The 10,260-nt window shown below is 61.5% G+C and carries 13 protein-coding genes; 9 read left to right on the top strand and 4 right to left on the bottom strand.

Annotation, left to right across the window (positions count from 1 at the left end; translation table 11 throughout):
* Nucleotides 1-10 precede the first annotated feature (10 nt).
* On the top strand, nt 11-775 hold the full coding sequence (locus tag NKH19_RS15075; RefSeq protein ID WP_352868077.1) for a YbaY family lipoprotein: 765 nt from the start codon (nt 11-13) through the stop codon (nt 773-775).
* A gap of 163 nt (nt 776-938) precedes the next feature.
* The gene (locus NKH19_RS15080; RefSeq protein WP_352868075.1) at nt 939-1,208 is read left to right on the top strand and encodes a hypothetical protein; all 270 of its coding nucleotides are present in this window, start codon (nt 939-941) and stop codon (nt 1,206-1,208) included.
* 30 nt (nt 1,209-1,238) lie between these two features.
* Here the strand turns inward: NKH19_RS15080 and NKH19_RS15085 are convergent, their stop codons facing one another.
* Complete coding sequence (locus NKH19_RS15085; protein ID WP_352868074.1) at nt 1,239-1,847, bottom strand: class I SAM-dependent methyltransferase; 609 nt, start codon at nt 1,845-1,847, stop codon at nt 1,239-1,241.
* A 125-nt stretch (nt 1,848-1,972) separates the two neighbouring features.
* Nucleotides 1,973-2,395, bottom strand: coding sequence for a nucleoside-diphosphate kinase (ndk, locus tag NKH19_RS15090; protein ID WP_352868071.1), 423 nt, complete (start codon nt 2,393-2,395; stop codon nt 1,973-1,975).
* A 199-nt stretch (nt 2,396-2,594) separates the two neighbouring features.
* Between ndk and NKH19_RS15095 the strand changes: the two genes are divergently transcribed.
* Nucleotides 2,595-2,849: a DUF2934 domain-containing protein gene (locus tag NKH19_RS15095; RefSeq protein WP_352868068.1), complete on the top strand. Its 255-nt coding sequence runs from the start codon at nt 2,595-2,597 to the stop codon at nt 2,847-2,849.
* Nucleotides 2,850-2,936: 87 nt separating this feature from the next.
* Here NKH19_RS15095 and NKH19_RS15100 read toward each other — a convergent pair whose 3' ends face one another.
* Nucleotides 2,937-3,629, bottom strand: a complete 693-nt coding sequence (locus NKH19_RS15100; protein ID WP_352868067.1) for a glutathione S-transferase family protein — start codon at nt 3,627-3,629, stop codon at nt 2,937-2,939.
* A 61-nt stretch (nt 3,630-3,690) separates the two neighbouring features.
* On the opposite strand from NKH19_RS15100, the gene NKH19_RS15105 reads away from it, so the two are divergent.
* A complete protein-coding gene (locus NKH19_RS15105) occupies nt 3,691-4,203 on the top strand; it encodes a DinB family protein (RefSeq protein WP_352868066.1) in 513 nt (170 codons plus the stop codon).
* Nucleotides 4,204-4,439: 236 nt separating this feature from the next.
* Here NKH19_RS15105 and NKH19_RS15110 read toward each other — a convergent pair whose 3' ends face one another.
* Nucleotides 4,440-5,399, bottom strand: coding sequence for a LysR substrate-binding domain-containing protein (locus NKH19_RS15110; RefSeq protein ID WP_352868064.1), 960 nt, complete (start codon nt 5,397-5,399; stop codon nt 4,440-4,442).
* A 110-nt stretch (nt 5,400-5,509) separates the two neighbouring features.
* On the opposite strand from NKH19_RS15110, the gene NKH19_RS15115 reads away from it, so the two are divergent.
* From NKH19_RS15115 to NKH19_RS15135, 5 genes are all read left to right on the top strand, one after another.
* The gene (locus tag NKH19_RS15115; protein ID WP_352868062.1) at nt 5,510-6,343 is read left to right on the top strand and encodes a hypothetical protein; all 834 of its coding nucleotides are present in this window, start codon (nt 5,510-5,512) and stop codon (nt 6,341-6,343) included.
* A gap of 45 nt (nt 6,344-6,388) precedes the next feature.
* Nucleotides 6,389-7,315 (top strand): DMT family transporter, encoded by a 927-nt coding sequence (locus NKH19_RS15120; protein WP_352868060.1) that lies wholly within the window; start codon nt 6,389-6,391, stop codon nt 7,313-7,315.
* Between the two features lie 10 nt (nt 7,316-7,325).
* Nucleotides 7,326-7,529 (top strand): hypothetical protein, encoded by a 204-nt coding sequence (locus NKH19_RS15125; RefSeq protein WP_352868274.1) that lies wholly within the window; start codon nt 7,326-7,328, stop codon nt 7,527-7,529.
* 152 nt (nt 7,530-7,681) lie between these two features.
* Nucleotides 7,682-8,137 (top strand): Ros/MucR family transcriptional regulator, encoded by a 456-nt coding sequence (locus NKH19_RS15130; RefSeq protein WP_352868273.1) that lies wholly within the window; start codon nt 7,682-7,684, stop codon nt 8,135-8,137.
* Between the two features lie 136 nt (nt 8,138-8,273).
* Nucleotides 8,274-10,151 (top strand): ABC-F family ATP-binding cassette domain-containing protein, encoded by a 1,878-nt coding sequence (locus tag NKH19_RS15135; RefSeq protein ID WP_352868057.1) that lies wholly within the window; start codon nt 8,274-8,276, stop codon nt 10,149-10,151.
* Nucleotides 10,152-10,260 lie beyond the last annotated feature (109 nt).

Below are 10,260 nucleotides of genomic sequence, written 5' to 3' on the forward strand. Positions count from 1 at the left end.
GGAGATGGTCATGCTGGACAGGATCGCGGAGTTCTTCGTCTTCGGTTTCGTGCCTCTGGTCGTTGGCATATTGGCCGTGCCGGAACCGTCTGTTGCCGCCGAAAATTCCGTGAGAGGCGAGGTCATCTATCGCGAGCGCATCGCCTTGCCGCCTAGTGCCGTGCTCTCGGTCCAGCTTGCCGACGTGTCGCTGGCCGATGCACCGGCCAAAATCATCGGCAAGCAGACCGTCAAGCCGGCTGGCCAGGTGCCGATCAGCTTCGAGATTAAATTCGATCCCTCCGTCATCCGGTCGCGGATGACCTACGCTTTGCAAGCCCGCATTACCGTCGATGACAAGCTCCTGTTCATCTCCGATGTCCGCCATCAGGTCGATCCGCTGACCGACGTGCCGCAGACCATCGTGCTGAAGATGGTGACGCCGAGCGCCGAGCCGGCGGTTTCCGTCTTTGATCAGCTCTGGCTGGTCGATTATGTCGACGGCATCGGCGCCATCACCGCGCCGCAAGCGACGTTCAGGGTCAGCGAGGCTGGCAAGGCAGGCGGCAGCGGCCCCTGCAACACCTATTTCGCCACCGCCAAGATCGATGGCCAGACGATCGCGATCAGCGACATTGGCTCGACCTACAAGGCCTGCGCGCCCGAGGTGATGGCCGAGGAAAAGGCGCTGTTCGATGCATTGGCCAAGGCTGCGTCATACAATGTCGCTGCCGGCAAGCTCATCATTGCCGACAAGGATGGCCTCGAAATCCTGCGCTTCAGCGCCGCGAGCTAGCGCGTATTTCATTGCTAAAACTTTTTTCGGAATAATTCGGGCAAGAGAAGCGTTTCTCTCCCAGACATGGCGGGCAAGGCAAAGGGGATATTTCGGATATCCCTCGGTTGAAGCCGCCAGACCTGCTGCGGCTCGTTCTGGCTTAACTCAAAGGAGTCCAGAGATGAAAACGCACACGCTTATCCTTGCTGTCACAGGCGTATCGCTCCTTGCTCTTACCGGCCTTGCGTCGGCGGACGACCATTTGGTCAATGCCCTTGACCATGGTCTCAGCGCCGATGGCCACCCATTCCAGACCAACAAGGCCGGCCATAGCGGCGATCTCGCGCCTGGGCAGGGTAGTCCATTCGCGGGTGCCGATACCCAGACACCGGCCACCGATACGGAGGCAGCGAACGCCCATGCGAACGTGAAAGATCGCCAGCCGAAGTGACCAGAACCCGCCGTGGCGGCGGCGGGCCTCTCAATCCGTCGTTTGTTCGAATACGGCGCCATAGTGATAGGGCGGCACCTCGACCAGGTTGGCAAGCCTGAGGCCACCCGCCTCGGCGGCCGCCACGGTCTGTTCCGGCGACAGCCTCAATTCGGTCCTCGGTCCGCGAGGCTCGCCCTGGATCATCGTTGTTTCGCGTGGACGCTGGTGCCAGTTGACGATTGCGAAACGTCCGCCCGGACCGAGTGCCGCCCGCACCGCGCGCGCCAGACGCGGCCGGTCAGGAACGCCGTGAAAGGCGTTGGCCATGAAGATGAAATCGGCAGGCCGAGGCGTAAGCCTTGCAAGCTCATAGGCATCGCCTACGACAAAGTCGCAATTCGTCGCGCCGTCTTCGGCCAACCGATGTCTGGCTTCTTCGAGCAGATCGGCGTCGATATCGATGGCCACGACATGACGAGCCACCCTTGCGATCGGCAGCGTAAACCAGCCGTCGCCGCAGCACAGATCGATCACGTCCATGCCTGGCTTGATCCCCGTTGCCGAAACCACCGCGGCGGGGTTGGGCCACAGCGCCTCCCACCAGTCGCTGTTCGGCATCTCCGTGCCTTGGAAGAAACCCGGAATGGCACTGGTCATGCTGTGGTCCGCTCCATCGTCGGCATCCTAGCACATGCGGTTCGCACGCGGGCTGACTGTTCGGCCGAAAAAAAGGCCGGCGAAACGCCAGCCTTCTTTACGTGATCACGCTTTGGACTATCGGCTCAGCCGACGATCTCGGTATCCGAGAACCAGTACTTGATCTCTTCTGCCGCGGTCTCCGGCGCATCGGAGCCGTGCACCGAGTTTTCGCCGATCGACAGCGCATGCACCTTGCGGATCGTGCCTTCGGCGGCATTGGCCGGGTTGGTGGCGCCCATCACTTCGCGGTTCAGGGCAATGGCGTTCTCGCCTTCCAGCACCTGCACGACGGTCGGTGCCGACGACATGAATTCAACCAGTTCGCCGAAGAACGGGCGGTCCTTGTGCACGGCATAAAAGCCTTCCGCCTCACGGCGGCTCATCCAGACCCGGCGCGAGGCGATGACGCGCAGGCCGGCCTCTTCCAGCATCTTGGTGATGGCGCCGGTGAGGTTGCGCCGGGTTGCGTCCGGCTTGATCATGGAAAATGTGCGTTCGAGCGCCATGGGTCGTCCTTGTCTGAGAATGGAATTGAGGGTGGCGGGCTCTATACAAGCCGCCCGGCCCATTGCCAAGGGGCGAGGAGCGGTCCGCGAAGCGGACGGAGCCGCGGGCGAGATCGGATGGCTGCACAGCAACGCTTTGCTTGCTATAGTTACCTGTCGGCGCCGCGCTGAAGTCGGCCCGCATGGAGACAACATGATCATGGCAGACGATCGTCAGGAACGCATTCGCAACCGCGCGCATCAGATCTGGCTGCAAGAGGGACAGCCGGCTGGACACCATGAGCGCCATTGGCATCAGGCGGCGGCCGATGTCGACCAGGAGGATGCCGCGGGGAAGTCGGCAGCCAAAAAACCAACCAGGAAGGCAGCTGGCGCCACCAAGGCAAAAGCCGCCCCCAAGGAAGCAAAGGCCGCCACGAAAGCCAGCAAGCCAAAGAAGGCAGCGGCCAAGTAAGGCTTGGCTATCGCCTCGCGGCTGAGCTTTCTTGCAGGACATTGACGGCCCACGTACTGCCTTGCGGCAAGGACAGGCGATTCAACGTCACGCTGCCGCGGCCACCTTTCGTCCCAGCCCGCCATGCAGGTCGAGGCAGCGGGCGAACCATTGCGCCACCACGTCGCCGTCGTCGAGCAATTGGTAGGGCGAGGCTATGCGCGCCCATTGCAGCGCGCCGAAGACGATATAGTCGGCAAACAGCGGCGACGCACCGCCGATGAAAGGCTGATAGCCGAGCATTGAACGCAAGGGTTCCAGCGAGGCCCTGAAGTTGCCGAGGCCGGCCTCCCGGGCTGCCATCACGTCCTCCAGCCGCTTGCCGAAACGCTGCTCCCGGCTCTGGCGGAAATAGGCGGCGTTCTCCGCGTCCTGCATGGCATGCAGGTCGATGATCGCCGCAGTGGTCACATAGGGATGAATGGTCAGTTGCGACCAGCGTTCGATGAAGCGCGCCATCGCCTTGCCGCCTTCACCGCCAAACAGCGTCGGCCGGTCCGGATAGGCTTCATCGAGATAGAGCGCGATTGCGAAGGAATCCGAAACGACCGTCTCGCCGTCGCGGATCACCGGAACGGTTTTCGAAACGCCGCCCTCGACAGCGGGCACATCGAGAAAGCGCGTCGGCGCGGTTGCTGTGTCGAGCCCCTTGTGGGCAAGCGCCATCACCACCTTCCAGCAATGCGGGCTGAACGGACGTGTGGTGTCGCGTCCGACGAGGTCATAGAGCAGAATGGTCATTGGCGGCGGCCCTCTCGCGGGTTAGGTAGGCCTCCTTATCGACGCGAGCCGAGGGGAAGCCATGAGACAGCATTTCATGATGTTTGCGGCCTATAATCAATGGGCCAACAAACGCATCTATGATGCCGCCGCGGAGCTCGATGAAGAGGAATTCAACCGCAATGTCGGCGCCTTCTTCGGCTCGATGATGGGCACGCTCAACCACCTGCTGACAGCCGACCGCATCTGGTTGAAGCGCTTCACCGGCGAGGGCGACGCGCCGACGACGCTGGACGCCATCCTGCATCGGGGCTTGCCCGGTCTGCGGATGGCGCGTGAAGCCGAGGACAGGAGGATCATCGATTGGGTCGGCGGCCTCAATGACAAGGCTTTGACGGGCCGCTTCACCTACATGACAGTCTCGGACATGCGCACGGTCTCACAAAGGCTGGCGCCGGCGCTCGACCATGTCTTCAATCACCAGACTCATCATCGCGGCCAGGCACATACAATCCTGACCATCCTGGGACGGCCAAGCCTGGGGTTGGATCTGATGCTCTTCCAGCGCACCGAGGAAGGCAGGGCCTTCGCCTGATCCCGGCGATGTTTGGCGGTTGTGCCGGGGACCACGGTGGCCTTCAGGTTCCACAGCATACCATCCGCCGCCGCGCTCAGAAGCCCCGACGAATGGTCCTGCTGAAGCGGCACGAGCTCTACAATCACACCGACCAATGCGGGCTGTATGGATTGGGCGTCCATTAACCGATGGCTCTCAACTTGCTTCTTGCCGGTCGTATCTCATCGGCGGCCAACCAAATGCTCGCCCGAAATTCAGACAGCCATGGCGGCCTCGCCGCTGGTTTCGCTGTCGAGCTGGCGCTGCGTCAGAGCCGCTTCCGCCATCACCCATTGCTTGAACAGCAGCACCTTGCGTGCGGCAAGGCTCTTCGGGGAAGAGACAAAATACCAGCCAGCCGTGTTCGGATGGTGGACGGCGAACGGGGCCACCAGCCTTTTGGCGCGGATATCGCTGGCCATATAGGCGCGGTTGGCCACTGCAAAACCCATCCCGGAATTGGCTGCCTCGTAGGACATCATGCACGAATCGAAATAAATGCTTTTGGCCTTGCTGAGCACGAAGCTGGCGCCGGCGAAACCAAGCCAGGATTGCCAGTTCTGGGTGCAGGTATCGGAATGCAGCAGCGTGAAGTGCCTAAGGTCGTCCGGTATCACCTTCGACAGCTTCTTGTCGCCAAGAACTTCATGGAACAGCTTGCGGCTGCACACTGGTGTCAGGTCTTCCCGAAACAGCAGATCGGATTGCAGCCCGTGCAAGTGACCGTCGCCATAGCGAATTTCAAGATCGAACTCGGAGGTCGTGAACTCATGCGTCGCGTAGGAGGTCGAGACCCGCATCACGATGTCGGGATATCGCTGCTGGAACAGCGGCAGGCGCGGAAACAGCCAGCGTGCCGCAAAGGTCGGCAGCACTGATATCTTCAGCACATGTTCCTGGGATTGCCCGGTCGCTTCCATGCTGGCGGCGACGATTCTCTCCAGCGCCTCGCGAACGCGCGAGACATAGGTCTCGCCCTCCGGCGTCAGCGACACCGCATTGCCGCCGCGCTGGAAGATCTTGAATCGCAGCTGATCCTCCAGGCTTTTGACGCGCTGGCTGACCGCTGAAGCGGTGATAAACTGTTCTTCGCCGGCGCGCGTGAAATTCCCGTGCCTCGCGGCACTTTCCACGATTTTCAGCGAATTGAGATTGACCTGACTGAGCAGACGCACGGTTTCGACCTTAAGCTGAGCTTACACTAGCACCAGCATTCCTAATTTTACAGGGGATGCTAATTTAATCGACTGCTAACTAAGTGATTGCCCTCACTTGGAGAAGTACAATGAACGCCCATATCATACCCGAATTGCGCTATGCGATGAGCCGCGAGGCCATCATCGGTCACGAAACCGCCTGGAAAGTGTCGAGTTTCGGCGTCGCGCAATATCTGCATGGCTACGATCCGGCACTGCTTGCCGCGATCGAGGAGGCTGCTCTGAAGCTCAAGGCCAGCCATGCCGTGCACAAGCACCTCGATCTGACCTTCATCACCGGGGCAGACCGTTTCATCCCCGAGATCAGGGAATTGCTCCATGACAAGCTGCGCCTGGAGCGGCTGTCCGACATGATGGGCACCAAGCTGGAGCCCTATCCGCTGTCGATCGTCGGCTCGACGGTCACCTTCATGAACCCCAAGGACGGCGCCGTGGAATGGCATTGCGATGGCGTTCCGGTCACCGAACTCATTCCACTGTCGATCAGCAATCCGCTGGTCGGCGGCCATCTCGAAATCTACTGTGACGACTCCGAAACCGGCCGCGCCATCCTCGAATCCGGCCGCGAGATCCCGCGCAACCGTGTCATGCGCATCGATCACAAGATGAACTACGCGACGCTGGGGCAGTTCCTGGGCGTCCTCCATCGCACCGCCCCGATCCGGTTCGGCGAGCGCGTCACGCTGGTGCTCAACCAGCGCTCGGTGGCCAAACCCTATGTCGACGACAACCGCATGTTCTATCTCGCCGCCGACAATGACCACGACCGTGAGTGGGTCAACGAACTGGCCGAAGATGTCTGGACCAACCAGCTGCCGGCCTATCGCCGGTTCGAGGCAGAGCATCCCGTGCCCGCCGCGGTTGACGCGCCGGCTCCGGGCGGAGCCAGGGAATCGTGGTGACGAGCCATGATTCCGAAAAGTGGGAACCGGTTTTCGGGCAGGATCATGGTCAAACATAGAGATAGAGCCCCATGCCGGACCTTTCGGCATGGGTCAGGCTCGATATCCGCGCTGGTCTTCGCTGCCGGCGCGGTGGCGTTGTGGTCGACCAACGCGCTGGTCGGCAAATCCCTGCTGGCCAGCCACCCGGTGTCGCAGGTGCAGTTCCTGCAATTTGCAGGCGCCGCACTCGTCTTCGCCGCCATCCGGTTGATGAGCAGGGAGAGCGCCGCGCCGGTTGCGGCCGGGGCCGCGCTCGTGCCTCTCGCGGTCGGCTTTATCGGCCTCGTCGGCACCATGGTGCTGCAATACATGGCCTTTGCTTCGATGCCGGTGATCGAGGCCAATCTGGTGGCCTATACCTGGCCGTTGATGGTCGCGGCGGCGGTCATCGCCTTTGAAAATCCACAGCGCCCGGTGCTGCTGGGCCTTGCCGCGGTGGTGGGCTTCATTGGCGTTGCATTGGTGATTTCGGGAGGGCGTAACCAATCGTGGCTCCAGGGTGATCTCGTCGGCTATCTCACCGCATTCGGATCCGCGCTGTGCATGGCCTTCTATTCGATCATGGTGGGACGGTTTGTCACCTCGCCGGAACGTCTGTTGCTGCCATCGGCGCTGATTGGTGTCGCCTTGACGTTTCTGTGGTGCGTTCACGACGGTTTCGCCTGGCCCGTCGGCACGGACCTGGCTCTCGGCCTCTATCTCGGCGCCGGTCCGATGGGACTGGGCTACTATTTCTGGTCGCGCGCCCTGAAGCTCGAAGGCAGCGGCAAGGTCGCGGTCGTCGCCTATCTCACGCCGATCGCTTCGACCCTGCTGCTGTCCCTGTCCGGTGAACGGCTGACGATGACGGCCATTGTCGGAGCCGTCCTGGTCATCGGCAGTTGCGTCGCGGTCGGTGTGGAACGTTCGGAGGCCGAAAATCATGTTTGACGAAAATGCCATGTTTGACGAAAATGAACGTCTGGACATTCAGGAAGCGCATTGGCTGATCAAGGAATTTGGCGCCGAGGCGCCGCTTTACGCCGCGATGAAGGCCGAAAAGGCGATAGAACAGAAGGATTTCGGGCGTTGCGCCCGCTGGAAGCGTATTCTAGAGATATTGGCCGATAGCCTCGCCGCGAAGTCTGCTGGTTCGAAGTATTAGATTTTCTAATTTGCGCGACGTCGATTTCGCATGAAAGCTATTTTGCCGGTTCTTGATTCCTTGTTGAGAGTTGGCGGTCCGTAGGGGGACGCGGGTAAAGAGATACATCGACATAAGTCTTCGCTGGGGTGGAAGATATTGTCGCAAATAGGATGAAAGAATTGTCAAATATCGATGATAAGACCGTTATCGAGCTGACGGCCGATATTGTCTCGGCCTATGTAGGCAACAATCCACTTCCGGCTTCTGGCTTGCCCGAACTGATTGCCAGCGTCAGTGCTTCGGTTCGCAAGCTCGCCGGTGCGGTTGTCACGGAAACTCCAAATCTTGTTCCGGCAGTGAATCCGAAGAAGTCGGTGTTTCCCGACTACATCATCTGTCTTGAGGACGGGAAGAAGTTCAAGTCTCTCAAGCGGCATCTGCGGACCGACCACGGCCTGAGCCCAGACGACTACCGGGCCAAATGGGGTCTGCCGCCGGACTATCCGATGGTTGCGCCAAATTACTCGGCGAAACGGTCGGCGCTGGCAAAGTCGACAGGACTTGGCCGCAAGCCGGCAGCAGCGCCGGCCGCCGTTACCAAAGCGAAGCGCAAGGTCCCTGCCTGAGCGCTGCCTGGCCGCTAGGCGAGCCACTGATCGACTGCTTTGACGGCGCCTTCGCGGGCGTCGTTTCAAGACCTTGTGCGGCCAACTGGCCCACAAGGTCTTGCGAAGCGTTGATGTCCAGTGCAAAAGCGCGGCCATGCTGATCATCAACGACCTTTCGCTCCGGATGGCCGGACGCCTGCTTCTCGACCATGCCTCGCTGACCTTGCCGGCCGGCACCAAGGCTGGCCTTGTCGGTCGCAACGGCACCGGCAAGACGACGCTGTTCAAGGCCATCACCGGCGATTTTCCCTCGGAGACGGGCTCGATCAGCTTGCCGAAGAGCACCCGCATCGGCCAGGTGGCGCAGGAAGCGCCGGGCACCGAGGATGCGCTGATCGAGATCGTGCTCAAGGCCGATCTCGAACGCTCGGCGCTGCTCGAAGAGGAAAAGACGGCGACCGATCCGCACCGTATCGCCGATATCCATATGCGACTGGCCGATATCGACGCCCACTCCGCCGAATCCCGGGCCGCCACCATTCTCGCCGGCCTCGGCTTCGATGACGCGGCACAGCGCCGCCCCGCCTCGTCCTTCTCCGGCGGCTGGCGGATGCGCGTGGCACTCGCCGCGGTGCTGTTCGCGGAGCCCGACCTTCTGCTGCTCGACGAGCCGACCAACTATCTCGATCTCGAAGGCACGCTGTGGCTGGAAAACTATGTGTCGAAATACCCGCACACGGTGCTCTTGATCTCGCACGATCGCGACCTGCTCAACCGCGCCGTCAACTCGATCGTCCATCTCGACCAGAAGAAGCTGACCTTCTGGCGCGGCGGCTACGACCAGTTCGAGCGCCAGTACACCGAGCAGAAGGAGTTGCAGGAGAAGGGCCGCGTCAAGCAGGAAGCCGCCCGCAAACATATGGAATCCTTCGTCGAACGCTTCCGTGCCAAGGCCTCCAAGGCGAGGCAGGCCCAGTCGCGCATCAAGGCGCTGGAGAGGATGAAGCCGATCGCGGCGATCGTGAACGATTCGGTGCGGCCATTCTCGTTCCCCGAACCGGTGAAGACGGTGGCCTCGCCGATCGTGGCGCTGAACAACGTCAATGTCGGTTACACCGACGGGCAGCCGATCCTCAAGAAGATGACGCTGCGCATCGACGCTGACGACCGCATCGCGCTGCTCGGCGCCAATGGCAACGGCAAGTCGACGTTCGCCAAATTGCTGTCCGGCCGGCTCAAGCAGGAGAGTGGTACCATGACGGTGGCGCCCGGGCTGAAGGTGGCGATCTTCGCCCAGCATCAGCTCGATGATCTCCGGCCTGAGGAAAACGCCTACGAGCATGTCCGCCGGCTGATGCCGGAGGCCCCTGAATCGAAGGTGCGCGGCCGCGTCGCCCAGTTCGGCCTCACGACCGAGAAGATGAACACCGCCGCCAAGGATCTGTCGGGCGGTGAGAAAGCACGGCTGTTGATGGGCCTGTCGGCCTTCGAGGGCCCCAACCTGTTCATCCTCGACGAACCGACCAACCATCTCGACATCGACAGCCGCGAATCGCTGATCCATGCGCTGAACGAATTTCCCGGCGCCGTCATTCTGATCTCGCACGACCGGCATCTGCTGGAAGCGACCGCCGACCGGCTGTGGCTGGTCAAGGACGGCGCGGTCAACCCGTATGATGGCGACCTGGAAGACTACAAGACGCTGGTCACCGGCGTGTCCGGCGACCGCCGCGGCAAGCGCGAGGCCGACAAGGCGTCAAAAGCCGATCGCCGCCGCGACGCGGCAGCGCGCCGCGCCGCCTTCGAGCCGCTGGCCAAGGAGATCCGCGCCACCGAAGCGCTGATGGACCGCATCCGCAAGCGCATCGACGGCATCGAGGACGAGCTGTCGAATCCTGCTGTCTATGAAAAGGATCCCTCGACCGCGACCCGTTTGGCCAAGGAGCGCTCGCAACTCGCGCAGACGCTGGCCGGCCACGAGGAAAAATGGCTGACCATGTCGGCCGAATATGAGGAAGGCACGGCGGAGTAGGGGAGTGTTCTTTCCTTCTCCCCTTGTGGGAGAAGCGCAACCATTAGCTCAGGCGGTGTGGTTTGCGGGTGGACTTTTGCTCCACGGAGTGCCGCGTTCGACGACGGCG

The sequence above is a fragment of the Mesorhizobium sp. M1338 genome (assembly GCF_040318045.1).
Lineage (GTDB): Bacteria > Pseudomonadota > Alphaproteobacteria > Rhizobiales > Rhizobiaceae > Mesorhizobium.